26 protein-coding genes and 1 tRNA gene are annotated in these 25,411 nt (G+C 67.3%); 7 read left to right on the plus strand and 20 right to left on the minus strand.

The window, feature by feature from the left end; all coding sequences use genetic code 11:
• Positions 1-29: 29 nt before the first annotated feature.
• The 6 genes from QZ814_RS16510 to QZ814_RS16535 form a co-directional block, all read right to left on the minus strand.
• Complete coding sequence (locus QZ814_RS16510; RefSeq protein WP_294334362.1) at positions 30-1,619, minus strand: hypothetical protein; 1,590 nt, start codon at positions 1,617-1,619, stop codon at positions 30-32.
• Positions 1,616-2,488 carry an AAA family ATPase gene (locus tag QZ814_RS16515; protein WP_294334363.1) on the minus strand — a complete coding sequence of 291 codons (873 nt, stop codon included), beginning with the start codon at positions 2,486-2,488 and terminating at the stop codon, positions 1,616-1,618. Before QZ814_RS16515 ends, QZ814_RS16510 begins: the two co-directional genes overlap by 4 nt.
• A gap of 3 nt (positions 2,489-2,491) precedes the next feature.
• Complete coding sequence (locus QZ814_RS16520) at positions 2,492-4,012, minus strand: XrtA system polysaccharide chain length determinant (RefSeq protein WP_294334364.1); 1,521 nt, start codon at positions 4,010-4,012, stop codon at positions 2,492-2,494.
• Positions 4,012-4,653, minus strand: a complete 642-nt coding sequence (locus tag QZ814_RS16525) for an XrtA/PEP-CTERM system exopolysaccharide export protein (RefSeq protein ID WP_294334365.1) — start codon at positions 4,651-4,653, stop codon at positions 4,012-4,014. Before QZ814_RS16525 ends, QZ814_RS16520 begins: the two co-directional genes overlap by 1 nt.
• Positions 4,654-4,747: 94 nt before the next feature.
• Entirely contained in the window at positions 4,748-5,959 is a 1,212-nt protein-coding gene (locus tag QZ814_RS16530; RefSeq protein WP_294334366.1) for a pyridoxal-dependent decarboxylase, exosortase A system-associated, read from the minus strand.
• Entirely contained in the window at positions 5,956-7,443 is a 1,488-nt protein-coding gene (locus QZ814_RS16535; protein ID WP_294334367.1) for an acyl-CoA ligase (AMP-forming), exosortase A system-associated, read from the minus strand. The genes QZ814_RS16530 and QZ814_RS16535 overlap by 4 nt, the downstream gene beginning before the upstream one ends.
• Positions 7,444-7,531: 88 nt before the next feature.
• On the opposite strand from QZ814_RS16535, the gene QZ814_RS16540 reads away from it, so the two are divergent.
• The 3 genes from QZ814_RS16540 to QZ814_RS16550 all read left to right on the plus strand — a co-directional run bounded on the left by QZ814_RS16540 (position 7,532) and on the right by QZ814_RS16550 (position 9,161).
• Entirely contained in the window at positions 7,532-7,789 is a 258-nt protein-coding gene (locus QZ814_RS16540) for an acyl carrier protein (RefSeq protein ID WP_294334368.1), read from the plus strand.
• On the plus strand, positions 7,786-8,424 hold the full coding sequence (locus tag QZ814_RS16545) for a hypothetical protein (protein ID WP_294334369.1): 639 nt from the start codon (positions 7,786-7,788) through the stop codon (positions 8,422-8,424). The genes QZ814_RS16540 and QZ814_RS16545 overlap by 4 nt, the downstream gene beginning before the upstream one ends.
• A gap of 68 nt (positions 8,425-8,492) precedes the next feature.
• Positions 8,493-9,161, plus strand: coding sequence for a thioesterase (locus QZ814_RS16550; RefSeq protein WP_294334370.1), 669 nt, complete (start codon positions 8,493-8,495; stop codon positions 9,159-9,161).
• Between the two features lie 7 nt (positions 9,162-9,168).
• Here QZ814_RS16550 and trxB read toward each other — a convergent pair whose 3' ends face one another.
• From trxB to QZ814_RS16565, 3 genes are all read right to left on the minus strand, one after another.
• Positions 9,169-10,140, minus strand: a complete 972-nt coding sequence (gene trxB / locus QZ814_RS16555) for a thioredoxin-disulfide reductase (RefSeq protein WP_294334371.1) — start codon at positions 10,138-10,140, stop codon at positions 9,169-9,171.
• 139 nt (positions 10,141-10,279) lie between these two features.
• Positions 10,280-10,417, minus strand: coding sequence for a hypothetical protein (locus tag QZ814_RS16560; protein WP_294334372.1), 138 nt, complete (start codon positions 10,415-10,417; stop codon positions 10,280-10,282).
• An 84-nt stretch (positions 10,418-10,501) separates the two neighbouring features.
• Positions 10,502-11,869, minus strand: a complete 1,368-nt coding sequence (locus tag QZ814_RS16565; protein WP_365898870.1) for an HD-GYP domain-containing protein — start codon at positions 11,867-11,869, stop codon at positions 10,502-10,504.
• A gap of 380 nt (positions 11,870-12,249) precedes the next feature.
• On the opposite strand from QZ814_RS16565, the gene QZ814_RS16570 reads away from it, so the two are divergent.
• The gene (locus tag QZ814_RS16570; RefSeq protein ID WP_294334374.1) at positions 12,250-13,218 is read left to right on the plus strand and encodes a PEPxxWA-CTERM sorting domain-containing protein; all 969 of its coding nucleotides are present in this window, start codon (positions 12,250-12,252) and stop codon (positions 13,216-13,218) included.
• Between the two features lie 442 nt (positions 13,219-13,660).
• Here the strand turns inward: QZ814_RS16570 and QZ814_RS16575 are convergent.
• Positions 13,661-13,737 (minus strand) — tRNA-Met (locus tag QZ814_RS16575).
• Positions 13,738-13,966: 229 nt separating this feature from the next.
• Here QZ814_RS16575 and QZ814_RS16580 point away from each other — a divergent pair.
• Positions 13,967-14,572 carry a PEP-CTERM sorting domain-containing protein gene (locus tag QZ814_RS16580; protein WP_294334375.1) on the plus strand — a complete coding sequence of 202 codons (606 nt, stop codon included), beginning with the start codon at positions 13,967-13,969 and terminating at the stop codon, positions 14,570-14,572.
• 249 nt (positions 14,573-14,821) lie between these two features.
• Here QZ814_RS16580 and QZ814_RS16585 read toward each other — a convergent pair whose 3' ends face one another.
• Both QZ814_RS16585 and QZ814_RS16590 read right to left on the minus strand, forming a co-directional pair.
• Positions 14,822-16,753, minus strand: a complete 1,932-nt coding sequence (locus QZ814_RS16585; protein ID WP_294334376.1) for a potassium transporter Kup — start codon at positions 16,751-16,753, stop codon at positions 14,822-14,824.
• A gap of 165 nt (positions 16,754-16,918) precedes the next feature.
• Positions 16,919-17,389, minus strand: a complete 471-nt coding sequence (locus tag QZ814_RS16590; protein WP_294334377.1) for an Lrp/AsnC family transcriptional regulator — start codon at positions 17,387-17,389, stop codon at positions 16,919-16,921.
• A gap of 135 nt (positions 17,390-17,524) precedes the next feature.
• Between QZ814_RS16590 and ald the strand changes: the two genes are divergently transcribed.
• Positions 17,525-18,631: an alanine dehydrogenase gene (gene ald / locus QZ814_RS16595; RefSeq protein ID WP_294334378.1), complete on the plus strand. Its 1,107-nt coding sequence runs from the start codon at positions 17,525-17,527 to the stop codon at positions 18,629-18,631.
• A 4-nt stretch (positions 18,632-18,635) separates the two neighbouring features.
• Here the strand turns inward: ald and QZ814_RS16600 are convergent, their stop codons facing one another.
• Genes QZ814_RS16600 through ccmC form a run of 7 tightly spaced genes read right to left on the minus strand, consistent with a single transcriptional unit; the run spans position 18,636 to position 23,420 of the window.
• Positions 18,636-19,289: a cytochrome c biogenesis factor-like protein gene (locus QZ814_RS16600; protein ID WP_294334379.1), complete on the minus strand. Its 654-nt coding sequence runs from the start codon at positions 19,287-19,289 to the stop codon at positions 18,636-18,638.
• Entirely contained in the window at positions 19,286-19,693 is a 408-nt protein-coding gene (locus QZ814_RS16605) for a cytochrome c-type biogenesis protein (protein WP_294334380.1), read from the minus strand. Before QZ814_RS16605 ends, QZ814_RS16600 begins: the two co-directional genes overlap by 4 nt.
• The gene (locus QZ814_RS16610; protein WP_294334381.1) at positions 19,690-20,217 is read right to left on the minus strand and encodes a redoxin family protein; all 528 of its coding nucleotides are present in this window, start codon (positions 20,215-20,217) and stop codon (positions 19,690-19,692) included. The genes QZ814_RS16605 and QZ814_RS16610 overlap by 4 nt, the downstream gene beginning before the upstream one ends.
• Positions 20,214-22,145, minus strand: a complete 1,932-nt coding sequence (locus QZ814_RS16615; protein WP_294334382.1) for a heme lyase CcmF/NrfE family subunit — start codon at positions 22,143-22,145, stop codon at positions 20,214-20,216. Before QZ814_RS16615 ends, QZ814_RS16610 begins: the two co-directional genes overlap by 4 nt.
• Positions 22,142-22,576 carry a cytochrome c maturation protein CcmE gene (gene ccmE, locus QZ814_RS16620; protein WP_294334383.1) on the minus strand — a complete coding sequence of 145 codons (435 nt, stop codon included), beginning with the start codon at positions 22,574-22,576 and terminating at the stop codon, positions 22,142-22,144. Before ccmE ends, QZ814_RS16615 begins: the two co-directional genes overlap by 4 nt.
• Positions 22,573-22,704: a hypothetical protein gene (locus tag QZ814_RS16625; protein ID WP_294334384.1), complete on the minus strand. Its 132-nt coding sequence runs from the start codon at positions 22,702-22,704 to the stop codon at positions 22,573-22,575. Before QZ814_RS16625 ends, ccmE begins: the two co-directional genes overlap by 4 nt.
• Entirely contained in the window at positions 22,701-23,420 is a 720-nt protein-coding gene (gene ccmC / locus QZ814_RS16630; protein ID WP_294334385.1) for a heme ABC transporter permease CcmC, read from the minus strand. The genes QZ814_RS16625 and ccmC overlap by 4 nt, the downstream gene beginning before the upstream one ends.
• Before the next feature lie 305 nt (positions 23,421-23,725).
• On the opposite strand from ccmC, the gene QZ814_RS16635 reads away from it, so the two are divergent.
• Complete coding sequence (locus QZ814_RS16635) at positions 23,726-24,298, plus strand: TMEM165/GDT1 family protein (RefSeq protein ID WP_294334386.1); 573 nt, start codon at positions 23,726-23,728, stop codon at positions 24,296-24,298.
• Positions 24,299-24,337: 39 nt separating this feature from the next.
• Here QZ814_RS16635 and QZ814_RS16640 read toward each other — a convergent pair whose 3' ends face one another.
• On the minus strand, positions 24,338-25,387 hold the full coding sequence (locus QZ814_RS16640; RefSeq protein WP_294334387.1) for a Glu/Leu/Phe/Val dehydrogenase dimerization domain-containing protein: 1,050 nt from the start codon (positions 25,385-25,387) through the stop codon (positions 24,338-24,340).
• Positions 25,388-25,411: the final 24 nt, after the last annotated feature.

Raw genomic sequence — 25,411 nt, forward strand, 5'->3', positions numbered from 1 at the left:
GTCCCCGGAGCGCCGCCGCTCCCCTCCTTTTAGAAGCCATAGCGCGCGCCGAGCAGCGCCTGCGCCGAGAGCTGGTCCGGTCCGGACCGTTGCGAGCCGTACAGGCCTGCCGTAGCGGTGAGACTCAGCGATCCCAGGCGGCGGGTATAGGCGGTGTTCGCGCCCCAGCCGAACACCGCGCTACTGCCGGGGATGTCGCCGTTATAATAGCTGGCGAGCAGGTTCAGCCCGATCGTGCCATCGCGTCCGGCAGCGAGCTGGGCAAAGGCTTGGGCGTAGAGGCTCTCGTCCCAGCTGCCGCCGATGACCGCACCGCTGACGGGGGTCAGGAAATCGCGGCGGGCGAAGCCGGTGCCGACGCCCAGCCGGGTGGTGCCGCGGCTCCAAACCGCATTGGCGGTGAGCCCCCGCCCGCGATAGGCCGCGGTCGCTGCCGAGGAAAAGGCGCCGGCCACGCACCCGCCCGCGGCTGCACCGCTGGTGCCGTAGATGCAGGCGCCGGCCTCGTTGCCGAAGCGGTCGGCCGTGGTGACGAAGCCGACCGGCAGCGCGGCGAGGCTGCTGCCCACCTGCTGGCCATAGGTCTCCACCGTGTCGTACACCGCCACCTGGACGCCGCTGCCGCCGTTCCGCTGGAAGGTCAGGCTGCCGGTATAGCGCATCGCGCCGTAACGCCGGCCGATCCGCACCTCCAGCGCCATGCGCCGGCTCGGACGCCAGACGACGCCGCCGTCCCAGAACAATCCGTCGAAATCATAGGCGAGCCGCAGCGGCGAGACCCGATCGGTGACATAGCGCCCCGCGCCGTCGAGCACCGGCAAGCCGGTTTGCAGGTCGAGGACCGGATCGCGCTGGCGCACGGTGATCCGCTCATACCCCGCCCCGGCGACCAGTGCGACGGTGCGGCCGATCGGCGCGATCGTGTCGCCCCGCGCCGAGCTGCTGGCGAAGTGCTGGTCGAGCTGGCTCGCCGCTTCGCGCACCAGCCCACCGGTCATGCTCAGGCCGATCGGCAGCACCGCGCCAGGCTTGACCCCGACGCTGGTGTTCACGGCATGCGAGGTCGATTGCGAGAAGCGATCGACGCTCGGCAGGGTGGCGGCAACGTCCGTCGCCGTCCCGTCGTCCAGGCTGGTGAAGCCGAAGCGATAGGCGCCCTGCACGAACAGCGACCCCATATGGCTGTCGAGCTTCGGCCCGGCATAGGCCGAATAGAGCTGGCTCAGGTTGCGCGCCGTGCCAGTGTTGGCGGTCAGCGCGTCGCTGCGGGCATCGGTGCGGGTGCGGGTGGCGATCGCGCCGGCCTCGAGCGTCAGGCCGCGCGCCGCCTTCACCTGCGCGCGGGCGAGGCCGTTATGGCTGTCGCTGGCTTGCAGGCTCCCCTTCTCGGTGAAGCGACGCTGATACTGGTAGCTGACCTGCACCTGCACGCGCCGCGTGCGGATCTGCCCGTCAAGCCCCGCTCCCAACTGGGAGTAGGTAAGCGACTCGCCGCCGTTCAGCTCGGCGAGCGCGACCTGGCTCACCTCGATATAGGGGGTGATCGAGGCATGGCGCTGAGCCGCTGCGGGCACGATCGCAGCGGCGCAGACGGCCAGCACGATCGCGCCACGGATCACCGGCCGCCCTGCGCGTAATAGCTGCCGAAGCGACGGCCCGAAGGCTGGAACGACACCGCATTGAGGACGAGCTGGATATGCTCGCAGCCATCGAGCGCAGCGACGGCAGCGCGCAGATCCTCTTCGCTGGTACGATCGGCGCGCACCACCATCATCGTTTGGCCGACATGCAGCGCGAGCACCGAGGCGGGCGACGCCGCCAGCGCCGGGGGCGAATCGAAGATCACGATGCGGCGCGGATTGGCGGCGGCCAGCCGATCGAGCATCGCCCGCGCGCCATCGCTCGCCAGCAATTCGGTATCGCTGACGCTGCGCGTACCCGCCGGCAAAATGGCGAGCTGCGGGACATCGGTGTCGACGATGCAGGCCTCGACGTCGATCGTGCCGGCCAGCGCATCGAGCAGCCCCGGCCCTTCGTTCATGCCCAGCCGCTTGGACACGTCCGGCTTGGCGAAATCGGCGTCGACCAGCAGGATCTCGACGTCCGTCTCGGCAGCCATGGAAAGCGCGAGGTTGATCGCGCAGAAGGTCTTGCCTTCGTCCGGCTGTGCCGAGCAGACCAGGATCATCCGCGCGCGATCGGCGTCGACGCCGGCAACCCCGCGCGCGGTGAGCAGCAGCTGCCGCTTCACCATCCGGAACTCCTCGGCGAGCGGGGTGATCGGGCCGCCGGGCACCAGCATGCCGGCGTCGGCGAGGCGCCTGCGGTCGATCGGCACCACGGGGCGGTCCACGACAGGCGTCGGAACTCGCGCGGCTGTCGCGGCGGTCTCCTGCCGCCCGGACGGCTCGCTCGGCAGGTCCGGCATCATCGCGAGGGCGCGCTGGATCAGCGACCCGTAGAAGCGCTTGGGGCTATGTTCGTTCATCGCTCAGGCCCCCGCGCCGTGGTGAAGCATCGCGACCAGCAGGATCGCGGCATAGGCAGCCCCAAGCCCGGCCGCGGCGCCGAGAAACTGCTTCAACTGCCGGCGGCGTAGGGCTGCCTGAGGGCTCGTGATCACCTCCCCGATCGAGCCGATCACCGGCATGCCACTTGCTTTCTCCAGCCGGCCCGCAGTGTCGAAGGTCGTCCGCAGCTTGGAGAGCAGGAAGGCGGCGGCGACGCCTGCGCCGATCCCGGCGACCAGCACTGCCGTCAGCAGCATCGGCCGGTTCGGAGAGGTCGGCGCGCGCGGTTGGGTCGGCGGATCGATCACGCTGAACTTCACCGCATCGGTCTGGCTCTGCGCCTGGCTGCTGATTCGCAGCTGCTCGCGGTCCGCAAGCAGCTTTCCATACTGGTCCTTGAGCACCTGATAGTCGCGGTCGATCTGCCCCTGTTCGGCCGCTACCTGCGGCGCCTGGCCGAGCTTGGCACCGAGTGCGGTGAGATCGCCCTGGATCTGCGCGCGGCGCTGGGTGAGCGCAGCGACGGTCGCCGCCTTGTCCGCCTGCATCGAGCGCAGACTCAGATACAGCGGATTGGCGAAGCTGCCGCCGCCCCCGCCGCCGGTCGGTTCGCGCGTCACCGCTGCCTGGGCGCCGGCGATCTGCTGGCGGAGCGCGATCACGTCCGGATGCGCTTCGGTGAAGCCGCGCGCGCGGGCGTCGGAGAGTTGCGCCTGCAGGTCCGCCAGCCGCGCGCGCGCCGGGCTGACGCCGGTCGCGACGCCGCCCTGCCCCGCAACGCTCGCCGGGGTACCCGCCATCTGCGCGTTGACCGCGTTGAGGCTGCTCTGCGCGGCGGCAAGATCGCTTTCGATCTGCGCCAGCTGCTGCTGCGCCGCGCCGATGCGGTCGTCGAGCGAGCCGGTGCCCGGCAGGCTCCCGAGGAACTTTGACTGGAAATCCGCGCGCTTGGCCTCGGCCGCCTGCAGCGCCTGCTGGCGCTCGGCAAGCTGCTGGTCCAGAAAGGCGAGCGACTGGCTGCTCTCGTCGCGGCTGTCTGCGAGCTTGTTGTCGCGGAACAGCGCGATCAGCTTTTCGACGACCTGCTTGGCGATCGCCGGGTCCGCGCCGACCACGGAGATCTCGAACAGATTGTCCTGCTGCGCGGTGAGCTTGATCGCCTTCTGCAGCCCCGCGACGCGCGCGCCGAGATCGGCCGGCTTGGTGATCGTCTTAGCGAGATCGGTGCCGCGGACGACCTTCTCGAGGTTCACCGCGCTGGTCAGCGTCTGGCGGATCCTGTCGATGTCCTGCTGCTGGCCGGCGGTGCCCGCACCGCCGTCGCTCGGCAGCACCTGGCGCAGTTCCACCAGCACGCGCGCCTTGGATTCGTAGCTGTCCGGGATGCGCGACACCGCCGCCCAGCCCACGAGGCACACGCCCCATGCGATCGCCAGCGCCAGCATGCGGCGCATCCACACGGCGTGGATGGCGCTGCGGACCTCGTCGAACAGGCCCCCCATCAGAACATGCTCTGCGGGATGATGATCACGTCGCCCGGTTCCAGCCGGACATTGGCGGAGGTGTCGCCGCCCTTCAGCAGGTCCGACAGGCGCAGTTTATATTCCTGCTGCTTGCCCGTCTGCGGATCGTAGCGCACCAGCCGGGCGCGGTTGCCAGCGGCGAATTCGTTGAGGCCGCCGACCGCGATCATCGCGTCGAGGATCGACATGTTGGCACGATAGGGCAGCGAGGCGGGCTTCTCGGTCGCGCCGACGACGCGGACTTGCTGGGCGAAGGTGCCCGAGAAATTCTCGACGATCACCGAGACGATCGGATCCTTGATGAATTCGCTGAACGCGAGCTTCAGGTCGTCTGCCAGCATCGCGGGGGTCTTGCCCACCGCCGGCATGTCGTTGATCAACGGCGTGGTGATCCGGCCGTCGGGGCGGACCTGCACTTTGGTGGTCAGCTCCGGGTTGCGCCAGACGAAGATGCTCAGCTGGTCGAGCGGGCCGATGACGTACTCGTCGCTCGGCGCCTGCTTGGCGCCGACAAAGCCGGCCGCGGGCAGCTGGGGGCGCGCGCCCTGGCCGCCGCATGCCGAAAGCACTGCCGCCAGCGCCAGCGTCGCCGCCGCCTTGAACCCGAACGAAACCGCCATTCCCGTGCCTCCAAGCGGCAGGCTGGCGAACTCGTCGCACGCCGCTGCCGGTCGGCTCGCTATGGCGCAGGACGCGTAAATTTAGCGTTAGGCGTCAGAGCCCTGCCAAAAGCTCGCGTACCGCCGGGTGCCCAAGAAAGGCCTGCGGGCTGGCGCTTGCACCATACGCACCCGAGGCGAAGATCGCGATCAGATCGCCAATCTCGGCTCGGGGCAGCGCGACGCGGTCGGCCAGCCGGTCGAGCGGGGTGCACAGGGGGCCGACGACGGTCACCACCTCCTCGGCCGGATCCTGCATCCGATGCGCAACCGCCACCGGATAGTTGCGGCGGACGACGGTACCGAAATTGCCGGTGGCGGCGAGATGATGGTTGAGACCGCCATCGACCACCAGGAAGGTCTCGCCCTGGCTCTCCTTGCGGTCGATTACCCGGGTAAGGTAGATCCCGGCCTCCCCCACCAGCCAGCGGCCCAGCTCGATCGCGTACTGGGTATCGAGCCGGTCGAGCTCGCCCGCCAGCGCTGCACCCACGGCCTCGACCTCCAGCGGCACGTCGCCAGGGAAATAGGGTATGCCGAAGCCGCCGCCGAGATTGACCAGCGGCGGCAGGGCGCCCGCCTCGTCAGCCAGCCGCGCGGCAAGCCCGATGGTCGCCGCCTGCGTTTCGATCACCGCCTCCGCCGAAAGCGCCTGCGAGCCCGCATAGATGTGGAAGCCGCGCCAGTCCGCGCCCGCCGCGATCAGCCGGCGGACCAGCGCGGGCACCCGTGCCGCGTCGATCCCGAACGGCGAGGCGCGGCCACCCATCTTCATGCCCGAGCCGCGCAGCTCGAAGTCCGGGTTCACCCGCACGGCGAGGCGCGGCGCGATGCCCAGCCGGTCGCCGATCGCCAGCGCGCGTTCGGCTTCGCCCTCGGATTCGAGGTTGAGCGTCACGCCCGCGCGGATCGCTGCCGCCAGCTCGGCATCGCGCTTGCCCGGCCCCGCGAAGCTGATCGTGTCTGCGGACATCACCGCCAGCGCCTTGTCCATCTCCCCCGCCGAGGCGACGTCGATCCCGTCCACCTGAGGCGCGATGGCGGTGATCAGCGGCGGAAAGGGATTTGCCTTGATCGCATAATGCAGCGCCACCCGCGCCGGCATTGCCGCACGAAAGCGGGCGATCCGCGCCTGGACCGCTGCAACATCGTAGAGATACAGCGGCGTTCCGGCCGCTGCCCAGTCGGCAGCGGATCGGCCTGCAACCTCCAGCGCCGGCTGCCCGACATAGTCGGCCGGAATGGGGCCGATCGGCTTCGCGTTCATAGAATCTCCGTCTTCAGCCCGGACCGGTCGAGCTTGCCGTTGGCGTTGCGGGGCAAGCGCTCCCGCCAGACATAGCGTGCCGGCTGCTGGAAGCTCGGAAGCTCCCGCCGCAGCCGCGCGCGCAACGCCGCTTCCTGGCTGCCGTCGCCGCGCGCAATCACGAGGATCGACTGCCCCAGCCGCGGATCGGGAACCCCGAACGCCACCGCCTCGCTGGTCTCGCCACCGGCCACCACCGCTTCCTCGATCTCGGTGGGGCTGATGCGGTTGCCCGAGGACTTGATCATCTCGTCATCGCGCCCGACGAAGCGCAGCAGCCCATCGGCGTCCGCCGCCACGGTGTCGCCGGACCATACCGCCATGCCCTGATGCGCGGCAAAGGCCGGCGCGGGGCGGAAGCGCTGCGCCGTCCGCTCGGGATCGCGCCAATAGCCCTTGGCGACCAGCGGCCCGGCATGGACCAGTTCGCCCTGTGCCGCGCGGTTGCCTTCGGCATCGACGATCAGGATCTCGGCGAAGGGAATGGCGCGCCCGATGGAGTCGGGGTGCGCATCGACCAGCGCGGGCTCGAGATAAGTCGAGCGGAATGCCTCGGTGAGGCCGTACATCGGGTAGAGGTCCGCGTCCGGGAAGCGACTGCGCAGCCCCTGCACCAGCGGCCGGGTGAGCGCGCCGCCGGAATTGGTCAGCCGCCGGAGCCTGGCTGCGGTTTCTGCGGGCCATTCCGCCTCGAGCAACTGCACCCAGAGCGGCGGCACCCCCGCCAGCGTGGTGATGCCGAAGCGCTCCACCGCTTTCACCACGTCCCGCGCGGTCAGGTAATCGAGCGGCACCACCCGTGCACCCGCCGCCCAGGTCGAGAAGAGCTGGTTCTGGCCATAGTCGAAGCTGAGCGGCAGCACACCGAGCACCCGATCGTCGGGCAAGATCTTCAAATAGTGCGCGACGCTGATCGCCCCGAGCCAGAGATTGGCGTGGCTGAGCATCACCCCCTTGGGTCGCCCGGTAGAACCCGAGGTGTAGAGGATCGCCGCCAGCCCCTCGGGATCGCCGCTGGCGGGCGGCAGCATTTCGGCACCGGCCAGCTCCTCCTCGGTGACCACGCGGCAATCGGCGGGCACGTCGCCGGGTTCGAGCGCCGCCAACCGCGCCTTCTGCGTCACCAGCAGCCGTGCGCCGCTATCGGCCAGGATATGCGCGACCTGCGCGCGCTTGAATGCAGGGTTGATCGGCACATGCACCAGCCCGACGCGGGGGCCCGCGAGCGGCAGCAGACAAGCGGTGCGCGTCTTGGGCAGCCAGCTCGCCACCCGCTCGCCGGCGGGCAGGCCGTGCGCGGCGAGCGCGTGCGCCATGCCGCCGACCGCCACTTCCAGCGCGGCATAGGTCAGCGTGCCGGCCTTGTCTTCCAAAGCAACGGCGTCCGGCGCACCGCGCAGCGGCAAGCCGTCTATAAGATGGGGCGTGGGATCCAGCGCGATCATGCCACCACCCATAGTCTTGGCAGCGCCGCCGCCAAGCCTTACGGAAGCGCAAAGTTTATGCAGGGGATCCTCATTGCGGCCTGAAGCCATGCTCGACATCGAAACCACCGTGCGCGCCGTGCTGCGCGACGTGCTGGGATTGAGCGACGAACGGGTCGCGGCCTTCGATGCGGATACGCCGCTGTTCGGCGCCCTGCCCGAGCTGGATTCGCTGGCGGTGGCCGGCGTGCTCACCGAGATCGAGGATCGCCTCGGCATCCTCATCGAGGATGACGAGGTCGATGGCGAGATGCTGGAAAGCTTCGGCACGCTTACCCGGTTCGCGGCGCAGAAGTCGCTGGGGTGATCGAACCTTATGACTGGGCTGGCGGCCGGGAAGCGATGCTCCGCTTCGGGCCCGGCAGTGGCCCGGTCGTCGTGGTCGCGCTCCCGCTGTTCGAGGAGGCGAATCGGATGCGCGCGTTCGCCGTCGCCATCCTGCGCGGGCTTGCCGATCGCGGCATCGCCGGCGTGCTGCCCGAACTTCCGGGTACCGGCGAAAGCCTGATCCCCAGCGAGCGCATCGCGCTTTCCGATCTCCGCGCAGGGCTCGGGGCCGCCGCCCGCACCGCCGGCGGCCGGGCCTATTCGATGGCGCTGCGCAGCGGCGCACTGCTCGACGGCAGCGTGGCGCTGCGCCGCCGCTGGCATTTCGCGCCCCAGACCGGCGAGGAACTGCTCCGCGCGCTTCGACGGCTCCATCGCCACGGCGACGCGCCGGGCTATGGCGGCCACCGTCTGCCCGACACCTTCCTCGACGAACTGCCGGACTGCCATGTCGAACCCGCACGCACGCTGCGGCTGGAAGACGACACCCGCCCGGCGGACCACCGCGTGCCCGGCCGGGCGCTGTGGCGCGACGCGGCGCCCGACAACGACCTCGCGCTCGCTGCGCTGCTCGCGGCCGATCTCGCCGCATGGGTGCGTGCGTGCGAAGCCTGATCAGCTTCCCCTGCCTGGGCGATCTGCTGATCGGCACGCTCGACAGCGCTTCCGGCAACACCGGGCTGATGATCGTTTCCGAAGGCAACGAGATCCGCAGCGGCCCGCACCGCAGCATGGCGCAGCTGGCGCATCGCATCGCCGCGGCCGGCTACCCGGTATTGCGGTTCGACCGACGCGGCGTGGGCGATTCGGGCGGGAGCAATGGCGGCTTCCTGGAAAGCAGTCCAGACATCGCCGCTGCGGCCGTGACCTTCCGCCGCGAAGCGCAATTGCGACGGCTCGTCGCGTTCGGCAACGGCGATGCTGCGTCGGCGCTCATGCTGTTTCATGCCGATGCCCGTATCGATGCACTCCTGCTTGCGAACCCGGTGACGTTCGGCCCGGTGGCACCGCAGGAAGAGGGCGACGGCGCAGAGCAGACCCCGCGTGGCTGGATACGGCAGGTCATCGGTCTTCGCGGGGCCCGCCGGGCGGACGCGCCCCCCAGCATCGCGGGCGATCTCGCCGACGCGCTGGTCAAGGCGGAAGTGCCGATCACCCTGCTGCTGGCAACCCGTGACGCAACCGCCGCCGCCTTTGCCGATGCGCTGCACAAGCCGGCCTTCGCCGCCGCCGGTACCCGCATTCGGCGCAAGCAGTTTGACACTGCCAGCCACGTGTTCGCCCGCACGGCGGACAAGGCCTGGCTGTACGAACGCGTGATCGAGGCGCTCGCGGAACAGCGAGCGCCCTGACCTTTGCTTATTCGGCCGCCTGAGCGACCGTCTCGAAGTCCGCCGCCGCAAGGAAACGCTCGGCGTCGAGCGCCGCCATGCAGCCGGTGCCGGCGGCGGTGATCGCCTGGCGATAGTGCTTGTCCATCACGTCGCCGCAGGCGAACACGCCCGGCACGCTGGTGTTGGTCGTACCCTTCTCGACCTGGATATAGCCATCGTCGTCGAGTGCGATATGGCCGCGGAACAGCTCGGTCGCCGGATGGTGACCGATCGCGACGAAACCGCCGTCCACTTCCAGCGTCGAAAGCGCGCCGGTCACCGTGTCCTTGAGCTCGATCGCCACCAGACCCTCGGGCTGGCCGCCGCCGATGAAGCGCGCGACTTCCTTGTTCCAGAGGACATTGATCCGCTCGTTGGCGAACAGGCGCTGCTGGAGGATCTTCTCGGCACGCAGCGAATCGCGGCGGTGGATCAGCGTCACGTCATGGCTATGGTTGGTGAGGTAGAGCGCTTCCTCGACCGCGGTGTTGCCGCCGCCGATCACGGCCACCTTCTTGCCGCGGAAGAAGAAGCCGTCGCAGGTAGCACAAGCGCTGACGCCCTTGCCCTTGAGCAGCTCTTCCGAGTCGAGGCCCAGCCAGCGCGCCTGCGCGCCGGTGGCGATCACCAGCGTGTCGCCCAGATAGACGGTGCCGCTGTCGCCGACCATGCGGAACGGGCGCTGGGTCACGTCGACCTCGACGATCGTGTCCCACAGCATCTGCGCGCCGACATGCTCGGCCTGGGCCTGCATCTCCTGCATCAGCCACGGACCCTGAATTACTTCGCGGAAGCCGGGATAATTTTCGACATCGGTGGTGGTCATCAGCTGGCCACCGGGCTGGATGCCCTGGACGACGATCGGGGCAAGCCCGGCGCGGGCGCCATAGATAGCAGCCGAAAGGCCGGCGGGGCCCGAGCCCAGGATCAACATACGGGTAGAATGGGTGGCGGTCATGCTCTGCTTTCCGACGAATCTTCGATGCCGCTTCTAGGGACAGGGCATCATCGGAAGCAACATGGCGTCGCGGGCCATATCTGCAATGTCGTGCCGGAACGGAAATGCTGTACCGGCAACAAGAGCAACTAGGGCCGGATCAGCGCAGGATCCACACCGCCACGCTGGCCCAGAACAATACGCTGCCCATCGCCATCAGCAACAGGCTGCGCGATGCGGCCGGATCGACCCCGCGGCCTTCGACCAGTTCCGGCGGCAATTCCCGCAAGGTACGCATTACGCAACTCCGTTCAGACAGACCCTCTTCCTGCCTTCGTTATAGCGGATCGCACCGGGTGTGCCGTTCAGGGAATATGCCTAGCTAGAGCTCTGAGTTTGCGAGCAGTTCGTGCGGACCGAGATCCAGGGCCGGGATCGGCACGGGCACGGCCTCTTCCCGCTCATAGCCGATGATCGCATCCTCCGGCTCCGGCCCGTCGAGCACCAGAACATGGGGCGGAAGGGCGCGTGCTTCAGCGAGCGAGTAGAACACGTGCAGGCGTGTGCGGGACGCACGCCGGCCATTGTCCAGCACGATCGCCAGCCGATCGGAGGCGAGCCGCACCAGCATGCCCGGGGGATAGAGCTGGAGACTGCGCATGAACTCGAACAGCAGGGGCTGATCGAAATGCCCGTCCCAGCTCCACATTTCGGACAGCGCGCGCGTGGGGGTCCAGGCGCGCTTGTAGGCGCGGTGCGAGGTCAGCGCGTCGTAGACGTCGCAGATCGCCCCCATCCGTGCGGGGAGGCTGATTTCCTCACCCGCCATCCGGTGCGGGTAGCCGGTGCCGTCCCATCGCTCGTGATGGTGCAGGCACACCTCGATCGCGAGCTCGGGAATCGCAGGATCCTCCCGCAGCAGTGTCGCCCCGTCCTCCGGATGGGTGCGCACCAGCGCCATCTCCTCCGGCAACAGTCGACCCGGCTTGTCGAGCACGGCATCGGGGATCGCTACCTTACCGACATCGTGCAGCAGGCCGGCCAGGCCCAGCGCGCGGACCCGCTCGTCCTCCAGCTCCAGGTGTCGGGCCAGATTGACCATCAGCGTGCAGACGGCGACCGAATGGAGGTAGGTATATTGGTGCTTGCTCTTGAGCTGGAGCACGCGGAGCAGCGCCGGCGCGTTGGAATCGAGCTGTGCCGCAATGTCGTTCACCAGGGTGGTGATTTTCTCTTGCGAGATCGCACGGCCGAGACGGACATCGTCAAACGTGCCACGCACGGTATCGAGCGCCTCGCCCACGACTCTGGCCGCTTCGGCCTGTTGCGCCTGCAGGTCGGCCGGATCCGGCCGAGAGGTGGTCCGCGACCTGGCCGGGGGCAGGGTCGTGGTCGCATTGCTTTCACGGTGCCCTGCTTCGCCTGCGCCCAGCGTGCCGGCCACCGAATCGGCGGGCTGTGACCTTGCGAGATCGACGATCACCCCGCCGCGAAACCGGCGGAGCTTCTGGAGATCCTGCGGCTCGGTGAGGAGGAATCGCGTTCGCCAGAAGGGGTGCTCCCACCAAGAGCCTTCAAAGCCGTGGATGAACATTCCGAGGCGGACGTCCCCCGACGGCACGGTCTTCAACGACCGCATCACACCCTGCCCTCCCGACTGACCGGGGAAGCGTCGTAACAACGCAAACCCAACGGCTTGGATACCCTCTTCGCGCCGCACGCCTGGCAGAACGGCGGCGGAAGCATCCATCGGTCATGCGGGGAAAACGTTAGTTTGGTCCTAACGGGCACCACGTGCACCGGGCTTGCCGTGCTGGGGGCCGACGGCTTCGACGCGTGCCGAAACGTGGACGGTTTTCGCCCGCGCGCATGCGGTGCAAGCATGCGGCGTCAGTCGCTCGGCAACGCCTGTCCCTAACCCAAACGCGCACAAAGCGCGCCGTGCGGCTTGATCTCATGTTCGCACTCGGTTGCATCGAGATATCGTCCGAACTGCGAACCACGGCGAAAGGGTACGGGCGCGATATCGATCCGCAGCCCTGACGTATCGTGGAAGCCGACATCACCTCGATGACCGTCGGAGCTTCACCATGGTGCTAGCTGGGGGCAGACGCTTGAATAACAGCCGCTTTGAAACGAGACACCCACGAGCGCGTGATTTTCGACGTCTCACCGGACGTTGACGAAAGAGCGGCACACCATGTTGTTTTTGGCACCAGATCGACAAGCACTTCGATGAAAGACGATTATTTCGCGAATAATCCGCACCATAATGAGAATCCCGCACCTTGCGCCGAAATTTGCTTTCACCCCGGTATTTTTCCAATAATAATTATCAAAATTCGACAGTTCAGCAGTCCGATTACCAAATTCCCCGGTCGTGTTATCCTGATGCCGATCGAAGTAGTGGGTGCAGCCTTAGCGCTGCATGCGCACTTCGTGATGCATGAGCAAACAGGGGGTTTAAACCATGAAGAGGATGATCAAGGTCGCGCTTGCAGGCGCGATGTTCCTGACCGCCTCTTTACCCGCGGCCGCGTGGTAACAATCGACTTTACTACCCACGCGCCTGGCACGAGCATCACCACGCAAATTCCAGGCGTCACCTTCTCGTTGCAGGGCGGCGCCGATAATGGCGCACCCCAGATCGCCTGGTATACGGGCCCGTTCTACGGCGGCGGCGGGCTCAGCAATTCGGCGAATTTCGGCTATTATCCGACGGCTTACCGGCTTGTCGCGACCTTCACTTCCACTGTGAAGAACGTCAAATTCAACTTCGACAACGAAGGCTATAACGGCGGAAACTACTTCTCCGCTCTGGACGGCCTCGGCAACGTGCTCGTCACTGGCGCGCTCGACACGTTTGCCCCGGTGACGGGACAAGCGTTCGATCTGACTGGGATCACGGGGATCAAGACGATCTTCTGGGATAACGGACAATCGAGCACCGGCGGTGACTGGACCCAGTCCCTGGTCTCGATCAGCTTCGATGCCTCCGGGGTGCCGGAGCCTGCTGCGTGGGCGACGATGGTGCTAGGCATGGGCGCGATCGGCGGCATGATGCGCCGGCGCGCGAAGACCGCCGTCCGTTTCGCCTGAACACAAATGCCTGAAGGGGCCGTCGGCACACATGTCGACGCCCTTTTTTTTCGCGTCCGCACAAGGGGCGTGGGCCGAAGCCACAACGCGCTGCCAATTTGCTCGCCCTCAAGCCTAACGAGGTGCCCCCCCCCCCGCAAGCAACCCCTGGCAGCGGCAAAACCGAGCTGGCCGAACCCCAGGGGTTGCGCCCGGTCGTGCTGCATCCGCAGATCGTCGAGTCGTACCGCCGACGAAACGTCTTGCTGGACGGCGTTTGCCGCAGGCGATCGCCCACGGAAGTTCCTACCGATGGTGCGGTCGCTGAGCGGCTATATCATCGTGCACAACGCACGGACGACGCCGGATCAGGCGCGGATCGACGGTACGGGGAGCTTGGCCAATGTACTGGCACTCGCTACCGGGAAGGCACCGGCGAAGCAATCCACCCGGACTGCAACGCTGGTAGCGGAGGAGGGACTTGAACCCCCGACACGCGGATTATGATTCCGCTGCTCTAACCAACTGAGCTACTCCGCCCCGAAGCGAGAGCGGGCCATCTATGTCGGTGCGCGCGATCCGTCAAGCGACCATATGCAGGAATTTTCCGCCGCCGTGCGATGGCGCGAAGCTTCGCCGCGCTACGGAATAGGTGCAAAACGGAGCATTTATATTCACATCTTTGTATCTGCACGTTGACGAAGATATCGTCGTCGCCGTACCAGACGTGTGCCGGGCTCATCCGGCTTATCAACCAGATGGGGGTAATATGCGCACGCCTGTTCTTGCCCTACTCACCGCTGCCGCGATCGTGGCACCCGCCACTGCATCCGCCGCGACGATGATCGACGGAACGCTGGGGGCCGCGATCGTCGGCGTTCTGACCAATGACAATACGAAGCCGATCGGTGCAGGGACGACGTTCACGAACATCTTCACCTTCGTCTCGGGCACCGGCAAGCAATTCTCGGTGATCCCAGTGGGCATCGCGTCGCCGATCACGCTGAGCGCGGTGACCGCGACGAAGAACACCGCCGTCAACTTCTCCAGCAGCTTTGGATCGTTTCTGGGAACGATCAATTCTGTGGATGTTCAGAGCGCAACCGGCAGCGCCGCCGTAAAGCTGACATCGTTGGGCACGTTCACCCCGTTCGGTGCACTCTCGGGATATGTTGGCGGCCCCGCCTCCCTCACCTTCACCTTCAATCAGACCGGCGCCGCCGGTGCGACCGTTTCGGGCAGCTTCACGCTCGCCTCGCCGCCAGTAGCGAGCGCGGTGCCGGAGCCTGGCGTTTGGGTCATGATGATTTCCGGCGCGGGTCTGGTCGGTGCCGTGGCCCGGCGACGCAGGAAGAAGCCGAGTGCCGACGCCTGATCTGTCGCGCGAGCATAGGCGATGCGGGCGACGCCGACTACGGTGTCGCCCTCGGTGCTCCTGAACGCTCCCCAGTTTGCCACGAAAGGCCTAGTGCAAGCGAAGCCGAGCACCCAGCGCATGCAGATGATCGGGTCGCCTGCGCAACAGACCTTCAGGCAGGAACAGCGCCATTTTGGCCGCGTCGGCCTTCCCGATCCACACATCCTGTCCTTGGGGCGATCTTTCCCCGAGCGGGTAGTCTTCCGCTCAGATTTCGACTTGGCTACCCAGCTCGACCACCCTGTTGGTGGGGAGGCGGAAGAATTCCATCGCGCTCTCGGCGTTCCGCAGCATCCAGGCGAACAGCTTCTCGCGCCAGATCATCATCCCGGGTCGCGACGACGGTAGTAGCGTCTGCCGGGCGAGGAAGAAGCTGGTCTCCATCATCTTGAACTCCGCGCCGCAGGCATCGACCGACTTGAGCGCGGCCGGCACATCCGCCTCCTGCATGAAGCCGTAATAGAGGATCATGCGGTGGAACCCCTTGCCCAGGTCCTCCACCATCATCCGCTTCTCTTCGGCCACGTAGGGCACGTCGCTGATCTTCACGGTCAGCAGAATGACCCGGTCGTGCAGCACCTTGTTGTGCTTGAGGTTGTGGAGCAGCGCATGCGGCACGCCGTCCGGCGACGAGGTCATGAAGACTGCCGTGCCGCGCACCCGCGTTGCCGCGTTGACCGCTGACTCGATGAAGATCTGCACCGGCATCGCGCTTTCGCGCAGCCTTGCGATCATCAGCTTGCGGCCCTTCGCCCAGGTGGTGAGCAGCGTGAAGACAAGGAAGCCGACCATCAGCGGGAACCAGCCGCCATCGGGCACCTTGGTGAGGTTCGCCGCGAAATAGGCGAAGTCCACGGTGAAGAAGATCGCGAGCAGCGGGATCGCGTAGCGTTTCTTCCAGTGCCACAGGTTGAACAGCACCACGGCGAGCAGGCAGTTGTCGATCAGCATCGCGCCGGTGACCGCGATGCCGTAGGCGGCGGTGAGGTTCGACGAGGTCTGGAAGCTCAGCACCAGCAGGATCACCATGATCATCAGCGCCCAGTTGATGATCGGGATGTAGATCTGCCCCGCAGTCGAGGCACTGGTGTGATCGATCCGCAGCCGCGGCACGAAGCCGAGCTGGATCGCTTGCTGCGTCACCGAAAAGGCGCCCGAGATCACCGCCTGGCTGGCGATGATCGCCGCTGCCGTGGCGACGAACACCAGCGGCAGCCGCAATGCTTCGGGCGCGAGCAGGTAGAAGGGGCTGCGCAGTGCCTCCGCGTCGCGGATCAGCAGCGCGCCCTGCCCCATATAGTTCATCATCAGCGCCGGCAAAACGAACCACAGCCAGGAGACGCGGATCGGCTTGCGGCCGAAATGGCCCATGTCTGCGTAGAGCGCCTCGGCGCCGGTGACGGCGAGCACGATCGAACCGAGCGCGAGAAAGGCGCGCAGCGGATCAAGCGTGAAGAAGTGCACGGCGTGGTGCGGCGACAGCGCCTGCAGCACGGTGGGCGTCTGGACCATGCTGACCACGCCGAGCGTGGAGATGACCAGAAAATAGAGCATCATCACCGGCCCGAAGAACGCACCGACGCGCGAGGTGCCGGTCCGCTGGATCGAGAACAGCATGACGAGGATGACCACGGCGATCGGCACCACCAGGCGGTGGAAGCCGGGCGCGGCCACGGCCAGGCCCTCCACGGCCGACAGCACGGAAACCGCCGGGGTGATCATCGAATCGCCGTAGAAGAGCGCGGTAGCGAACACGCCCAGCAGCACGATGCCCTGCGTCCAGCGGCGCTGGCCGCCCCGACCCGAAATCAGCGCGAGCAGCGCCAGGCTGCCCCCCTCGCCCTTGTTGTCCGCGCGCATGATGATCGTGACATATTTCAGGGTCACCACCACCATCATCGACCAGAACATCAGGCTGATCGCACCCAGCACATGCGGCGTGTCGAGCGGCAGCTCATGATGCGCGTTCGCGAAGGTTTCGCGAAACGCATAGAGCGGGCTGGTGCCGATATCGCCGAACACGATGCCGATGGCACCGATGGCAAGCTTCCAGGTCGGGTCCTGGCCATGGCCATGCCCGTTCTCGGTTTGCGTATCGGGAAGGAGCGCTTCAGCGTCTCCGGTCGCGGCGGTGCTCACCGATGCGACTGACGCTGAAGGAAGCGAACCGACCTGGCCATAGTGACCTGTGTTCTCGTCATCATCAGGATGCGGGCCGTTAGCATGCGCAACATGCCCTATCAACAAGCGTATCAGGGGCGAAAGACGCACCAGCGGCCGCCCCGTTCCACATCCGCTAAATAGTTAGCGCGCCGCCCCAAACAAGGCATCGCCCTCGCCCCGCGTCGGCACCTCGCGCAGCACGAAGCTGCTGTTGATCGTCACCACGCCGGGCAGCCGGCCGAGATGTTCACGGTGGAGGCGCTCATAATCGTCGAGGTCGCGGCACAGGATCTTGAGGCGATAGTCCTGCCCGCCCGAAACCAGTGCGCATTCCACCACGCCGTCAATCTGCCCCACTGCGGCTTCGAACAGCGCAAGGTCCTCCTCCACCTGCGTGCCGAGCGTGATGTCAACCAGTGCGGTTACGCGAAAGCCCAGACGGCGATGATCGAGTCGCGCGCCATAGCCGCGAATCAGGCCCTGCGCCTCCAGCGCCTGAATCCGGCGCGTGCAGGCGGACTGGGAAAGCCCGACGACGCCGGCGACCTGGCTGACCGGGGCCCGCGCGTCCGCCGCGAGCAGCTTGAGAATTGCTGTGTCGATTCGATCCATTACGCATGGAATGCCGGTCACCTCGATCAAAATGCAAGATACATGCACCGCATCGGCTCCAGCACATTCGTTTTTGCAGGGATTCGCGCCCCGCCTTTGCGGTACCGTCCGCGCACAAGAATCAGGAGAGTTCGCATGCGCATCGGCGTTCCCAAGGAAATCAAGAATCACGAATATCGCGTCGGCCTGACCCCGGCTTCGGTGGCCGAGCTGGTCCATGCCGGCCACAGCGTGCTGGTCGAGACCAAGGCCGGCATGGGCATCGATTTCGACGATGCCGCCTACACCGCCGTCGGCGCGCAGATCGCCCCCGATGCGGCGGCCGTCTTCGCCAATTCGGACATGATCGTGAAGGTGAAGGAGCCGCAGCCGCAGGAAATCGCGCTGCTGGAGCCGCGCCACCTGCTGTTCACCTATCTCCACCTCGCCGCCGACAAGCCCCAGGCCGAGGGCCTGATGGCGTCGGGTGCCACCTGCATCGCCTATGAAACGGTGACCTCGAACTCGGGCGCGCTCCCCCTGCTCAAGCCGATGAGCGAAGTCGCCGGCCGCATGTCGGTCCAGGTCGCCTCACACTATCTCGAGAAGGAACAGGGCGGCCGCGGCGAGCTGCTCGGCGGCGTGCCCGGCGTGGCACCGTGCAAGGTCGCGATCCTCGGCGGCGGCGTCTCCGGCATCAATGCCGCGCAGATGGCGACCGGCCAGCGCGCCGACGTGACCATCTACGACATCAACAACGAGCGCCTGGCCGAACTCGACATGCATTTCGGCAGCCAGATCAAGACCGCCTATGCCAGCAAGGCCGCGATCGCCGAGGCGGTGCGCACCTCGCAGGTCGTGATCGGCGCGGTGCTGGTGCCGGGCGCGGCGGCGCCGAAGCTCGTTACCCGCGACATGCTCAAGACAATGATGCGCGGCTCGGTGCTGGTCGACATCGCGATCGACCAGGGCGGCTGCTTCGAGACCAGCCGTGCGACCACCCACGACGATCCCGTGTTCGAGATCGACGGCGTGATCCACTATTGCGTCGCCAACATGCCCGGCGCGGTCGCCCGCACCTCGGCCTTCGCGCTCAACAACGCGACGCTGCCGTTCGTCCTCAAGCTCGCCAACCACGGCGCCGAAGCCGCGATGAAGGCCGACCGGCATCTCGCCAACGGCCTCAACGTCTCGGGTGGCAAGATCCGCCACCAGGCGGTGGCCGACGCGCTCGACCTGCCGTTCGAAGCCTGGGCCGGCTGACCGGCTACTGGGCCGGAGCGGCCGGCGCCTGCCGCGCCGCTTCGGCCAAGCCCGGATCGAGCTTTAACATCACCGTGACCATGTCGTCGCGGTAGCTCGCATCCTTGGGCACCTTCTGCAGCGCCTTGCCCCATTCGCGGCGCGCGGCAGGCAGGTCGCCCGACCGCGCCAGCGCGATGCCGTAATAGAAGGCGGGCCCAGGATGGTCCGGCCCGAGTTCCTCCGCCTTGGCGAACGCGAAGCGCGATGCCGGCGAGAGCTGGTCGCCGTCATGGTCGGCCAGCGCCAGTCCCAGGCCTGCCCATAGTCCCGGATCGATCGGCGCCTTGCGCACCGCGCCCAGCATCACCGTCGCGGCGAGCTGCGGGGCGCCCGCGCGGGTCATCGCGTCGGCGGCCATGAAATAGCTATAGTCGAAATTGAACCGGCCGAAGAGGCTTTCGCGCACCGCGATCAGGTCCGGGTCGAGCGGGCGGACGTTCGCCACGCCTTCCACCGGGCGATCCGCCAGGCTCGGCTGCCCTTGCCAGGCATAGCCGGCGCCGGCCAGCATCACCGCCATTGCCGGCACGGTCCAGAGCCGGATCGGAAAGCGAATGAGTAGCAATAGCGCCACTGCCAGCACCGCGAACCCGCCGAACACCAGCCATCCCATCATCCCGCCCTCCGCTTGAACAGCCGCCGCGCGATCAAGAGGCCGAGGCCCAGCAACAGCAACGGGGCAATCCACAGCGGCGCGGTCACCCAGCGGAGCGGCGGATCATAGGTCACATAGTCGCCATACCGCTCGATCAGCCATGTGCGCACCTGCGCCGGCTTTTCTCCGGCGGCGATCCGCTGACGCACCAGCGCGCGCATCTCGCCGGCCATGTCGGCATCGCTGTCGGCGATGCTCTGGCCCTGGCATACGAGACAACGCACCGTCTCCATCAGCGCCTGGGCCTGCGCCTCCTGCTCGGCATCGGGCAGCTGGGTATAGGCAAGCGTCGAGGGCGGCACGCTCGAATCCGCCTGCGCGATACCCGCGACCAGCAGGGCCAGTGGCAGCAGCGCCTGTTTCACTTCGCCTTCTCCAGCGCCGCGAGCAGCTTGGGCACGTCCTCAGCGCGGATGTCGCCGATATGCTGGTCGACGATCACGCCGCGGGCGTCGATCACGAAGGTCTCGGGCACGCCCGAGGAACCAAGCGAGAGCTGGGCCCGCATCGCATGATCATCGCCGATGCGGGCATAGGGATCGCCGTTGCGGGCGAGGAACGCCTGCACGTCGGGTGTGGTGTCGCGCACCGCGATCGCGTCGATCTGCGCGCCCGCCGCCTTCAGCCGCATCAGCTGCGGTGCCTCGGCCACGCAGGGAATGCACCAGCTGGCGAAGATGTTGAGCAGCCGCGGCTTGCCCTTCGGCCAGGCGCTGGTGTCGATGCCCGGCCTGTCGGCGAGGATCGGGGACAAGCGCAGCTCGGGGAGCGGCTTGCCGACCATTGCCGACCGGACGATGCGGTCGCCCGGTTTGATCAGGCCGTTCACCACCAGCGCAAATACCAGCACGAACAGGCCGAGCGGCAGCCAGATCAGCAGCTTCTTCATGCCCATTCCTCCGCGAGTGCGCGCGCATCGCGGCGCGCGCGCAGCACGCGGCCGAGCAGAGAGAGCACGCCGCCCAGCGCGATCAGCCCGCCGCCTGCCCAGATCAGCGTGACGAACGGCTTCCACCACAGGCGCAGTTGCCAGCGCCCGGAAGCATCCGACGCGCCGAGCACGGTATAGACCTGCCCGTCCCAGAGCGTGGCGATCGCGGTTTCGCTGGTGTTGGTCGGCGGATTGGCGAAGAAGCGCTGCTGGGGGAAGAGCTCGAAGGGCTCGGCCGCACCGCGCTGCACCTGCAGCCGCCCCTCCATCGCCGACCAGTTGGGCCCGACGGTCGGCCGCACCTCGGCGAGCGTGACCTTGAAGGGCCCTACCATGAGATTGTCGCCCACCGCAATCGCGGCGAGCCGTTCCTGCTTGAACAGCGTATCGGCTGCCATGCCGCCGAGGCTTACCGCGACACCGAGATGGGCAACGACCATCCCGTAGATCGGCAGCGGCGTGCGAAGCAGCTTGCGCTTCCACAGCGGCGCGATGCTGGCAGCGGCGAGCCCGAAGGCGAGCGCCAGCACCAGCACCGCGACCGGCGAGGTGAAGCCGGTCATCGCGAAGAACAGCGCGAAGGCGACGCCGGTGATCGCCACCGGGATCGTGAGCCGCGCGAGCAGCGCCTGCGCCGAATCCTTGCGCCAGCGCAGCGATGGGCCCGCCGCCGTGCCCGCGACCAGGAACAGCGCGATCGGCACCGCAGTCTTCTCGAAGAACGGTGCGCCGATCGAGAGCTGGACGCCCATTGCCTGCGCAACCAGCGGATAGAGCGTGCCGATCAGCACGATTCCCAGGATCACGCTGAGCAGCAGGTTGTTGAGCACGAGCGCCGCCTCGCGGCTGACCAGCTGGAAGGTCGCCCCTTGCGTCACCGTGCCGACGCGGGCGCCGAACAGCACCAGCGCCCCGCCGATATAGAGGCCGAGCAGTGCGAGCAGGAAGGTGCCGCGCGTCGGGTCCACCGCAAAGGCGTGGACGCTCACCAGGATTCCCGATCGCACCAGGAAGGTGCCGACCATCGACATGGAGAAGGCGACGACCGCCAGCATCAGCGTCCAGGCGCGCAGCCCGTCGCGGGTCGCCAGCACGTTGACCGAGTGGAGCAGCGCGGTCGCCGCCAGCCACGGCATCAGCGAGGCATTCTCGACCGGATCCCAGAACCACCAGCCGCCCCAGCCGAGCTCGTAATAGGCCCAGTAGCTGCCGGCGGTGATGCCGATTGTCAGGAAAATCCAGGCGGCGAGCACCCAGGGCCGCATCGCCTTGGCGAAGGCCGGGCCGACGTCGCGCATCAGGAGCGCGGCGACCGCGAAGCTGAAGGCGACCGAAAGGCCTACATAGCCGAGATAGAGCGTCGGCGGGTGGAAGGCGAGCCCAGGGTCCTGCAGCAGCGGGTTGAGCCCCTGCCCGTCCGCCGGCGCGGGGTTCAGCCGCGCGAACGGGTTCGAGGCAAAGGCGAGGAACGCATAGAAGCCGATCGCAATCGCGGCCTGCGCGGCCAGCGTGGCGGAGAGCGTCTCCGCCACCAGTCGCCGCTCGAACAGCGCGACGCCCGCGCCCGCCACCGCCAGAACGGTGACCCAGAGCAGCATCGAGCCCTCATGGTTCCCCCAGGCGCCCGCGATCTTGTAGAGCAAAGGCTTCTGCGAATGGCTGTTCTCCGCCACCAGCAGGACGGACATGTCCGAGGTAACGAACAGCCAGATCAGGATCAGGAAGGCCGCCAGCGCGAACAGTGTCTGGACGAGCGCGATCTTGCGCACCCCCGGCAGCATCGCCTCGGGATCGGCCGCGCGCGCGGCGGCGGCGCCCAGCAGCAGCTGCGCGATGGCGAAGGCGGTGGCGAGCCACAGCGCCGCGAGCCCGGCTTCGGCGATCATTGCTCCAGCGACTCGCTCTTGTGCATCTTCCCCGCCACCTGGGGCGGCATGTAGCGCTCGTCATGCTTGGCGAGCAGATTGTCGGCGGCGAAGCTGCCATCGGGCTGGAACTGCCCTTCGGCGACCACGCCCGATCCTTCGCGGAACAGGTCCGGCGTCACGCCGCGGAAGCGCACCGGCACCACCGCCTGGCCATCGGTGACCTTGAAGGCGATCGAAACCCCGTCCTTGGCGTGGACCAGGGAGCCCTTCTCCACCATGCCGCCCAGCCGCACCGCCTTGCCCAGCGGCAGCGGCTTCCCTGCCACGTCGCCGGGGGAATAGAAGAACGCCGCCTGGTCCTTGAGCGCGGAGAGCGCCAGCAAGCCTGCGCCGACGATCGCCGCCAACGCCAGCAAGGCGAGCGTCAGCCGTTGATGCTTGGCCTTCATGCGCGGCGCCCCAGCGCGTCGGCCGCTGCCTCGGCGCGGCGCATCGCCCGCCAGCTCGCCGCGGCCAGCCCGAAGGTACCCATGCCCGCCACGACATAGGCGGCAGTCACGAACCACCAGTGGTTCATTGTGCCGCCCTCCGCCGCAGCCGTGCCTCGACCTTTTGCTGGGCGAGCAGCGTGCGCATCCGCATCAGCACGATCGCGCCGAACAGCAGCGTGAAGCCGGACAGGGTGAACCAGAGCGGCCACAGCATCGACGCGTCGATGGTGCTGCGGGTCAGCCCGATGCTCTCGCCTTGGTGCAGCGTGTTCCACCACACCACCGAATAGCGGACGATCGGCAGGAGCACCGTGCCCGCGACGCCGAACAGCGCCGGGATGCGTCCGTCGCCGCTCCGCTCCGCATCGGCACGGGCCAGCGCGATCCAGGCGATGTAGACAAAGAAGAGGAGCAGCATGCTGGTCAGCCGCCCGTCCCATTCCCACCAGGTCCCCCAGGTGGGGCGCCCCCAGATCGATCCGGTGATCAGGCACAATGCCGCGAACACCGCGCCCGTCGGCGCGATCGCACGTGCCGCGATGATCGCCAGCGGATGCCGCCAGACCAGATAGCCGAGGCACGCCGCAGCCAGCCCGCTCCAGCCGCCCATGCCTAGCCAGGCGGTCGGCACGTGAATGTAGAGGATGCGGACGCTGTCCTTCTGCAGATAGTCGGCCGGCGTCTGGGTCAACCCGGACCAGGCACCGAACAGCGTCAACGCAAGGCCTGTCCAGAACAGCGCCGGGGTCAGCGGGCGGGCGATCTTGAGGAAACGCGCCGGATTGGCGAGGGCGTGGAGCATCGGCACGTACGAAGGACTAACCTGCCTTGTCGGCAAACTCAAAGCACCGAATCGTTCAACACGCGCTTCGGCCGAACAGACTTGCAATATTTCGCACCTGCACCTAAGGGCGGCGCGTCATCTGGGGAGTAGCCAGTCGGTGCCATGCGCACCGGGCGCCCGCGTCAACATACTTGGTCGAGAGGCCATGGCGCAGGCGGAGCCGCAAGGTTCGGGCGAGACCAATGCCGTCGCATCTCCGCTCGTGCCGGGCGGGGAGATGCGATGTCGTTGGATTCGCGTTCCGCCCGGCCCCGGAGATTTTCTTGGAAGCCCTGCTCACCTCCACTGCCGTGGTCGCGCTTGCCGAAATCGGCGACAAGACCCAGCTGCTGGCCATCCTGCTCGCCACTCGGTTCAAGAAGCCGGTGCCGATCATTTGCGGCATCTTCGCCGCCACGATCGCCAATCATTTCCTTGCCGCACTGGTGGGTGCCGAAGTCGCCGGGCTGCTGGACAGCGTGTGGTTCCGCTATGCGATTGCCGCCTCGTTCGTCGCGATGGGCCTGTGGACGCTGATCCCCGACAAGCTCGATGAAGACGAAGAAACCAGGCCGGCGCGGTTCGGCGCGTTCCTCACCACGGCGATTGCCTTCTTCCTGGTCGAGATGGGCGACAAGACCCAGGTCGCCACGGTTGCGCTGGGTGCGCGCTTTCATGCCGTGCTGCCGGTGACTGCCGGAACCACGCTGGGGATGATGCTCGCCAATGTCCCGGCGGTGTTCCTCGGCAAGGCGGTGATCGACCGCGTACCGCTCACCACCGTGCACCGCATCGCCGCCGCGCTGTTCATCGCGATCGGCCTGTGGCTCGCGGCACAGACGGCAGGCTGGCTGTAATGGCAAAAGACCCTCCCCGTGCCGGGGAGGGTCTTTGGATCAGCGGCCGATCAGGCGCTGGGCAATTCGGTCGGCGACTTCGCTCGAGGGATCGCCGGTCGCTTCGCTCTCGTCCCAGACCTGGTTGAGACGCACCGGGATCTTTTCGACCCGCGCATCCACTTCGGAGCGGTCTCCCTGCCCCAGATATTCCAGCGCCACGTTGATGATGCCGCCCGCGTTGATCACATAATCCGGCGCATAGACGATGCCGCGCGCGTGCAGACGGTGACCGTCCTCGCGGGTCGCAAGCTGGTTGTTCGCACCGCCCGCGACGACGCCGACCTTGAGCGCCTCGATCGACTGTTCGGTGAGGATCGCACCCAGCGCACACGGGCTGAGGATGTCCGCCTCATGGGTCAGGATCGCGTCGGCGTCGATCGCATCGGCGCCCAGCTCTGCAGCCAGCGCCTTGGCGCGATCGCCATGGACATCGGCCAGGGTCAGCTTGGCGCCGTCCGCCGCGAGCAGCCGCGCCAGCCCGCCGCCGACCGAGCCGACGCCCTGGATCGCGACGCGAACGCCCGCCATCGAGTCGACGCCGAGGCCGCGCTTCGCCGCTGCCTTCACGCCGAGATAAACGCCGCGCGCCGTCACCGGCCCCGGATCGCCGCCCGCGCTGCCGGCCGCCACCGGCAGGCCGGAGACGTGCTTGGTCTGGGTGGCGACGACCTTCATGCGGGCCTCGGACATGCCGACATCTTCGGCCGTCACATAGCGGCCGTTCAGCGATTCGACCGCGCGGCCAAAGGCTTCGAGCTGTGCCTGGGTGACTTCCGCGCCCGGCTTGTCGGCCAGGATCACGCCCTTGCCGCCGCCCATGGGCAGGTCGGCCATGGCGTTCTTGTAGCTCATCCCGCGCGAGAGGCGGAGCGCATCGGTGATCGCGGCGCGGTGATCGGCATAGTGCCAGAAGCGTACCCCGCCAGCGGCAGCGCCAAGCGCCGTCGAGTGGACCGCAATGATCGCGCTAAGGCCGGAAGCCCGATCCGAGAAGAGGTGAACGCCCTCGTGGTCGTCGAAATCGGGAAAGCCCCAGTCGGTGATCATGGATGGATCCGCGCTGTTATGAAG

The organism is uncultured Sphingomonas sp. (assembly GCF_913777625.1).
Taxonomy (GTDB): Bacteria; Pseudomonadota; Alphaproteobacteria; order Sphingomonadales; family Sphingomonadaceae; genus Sphingomonas.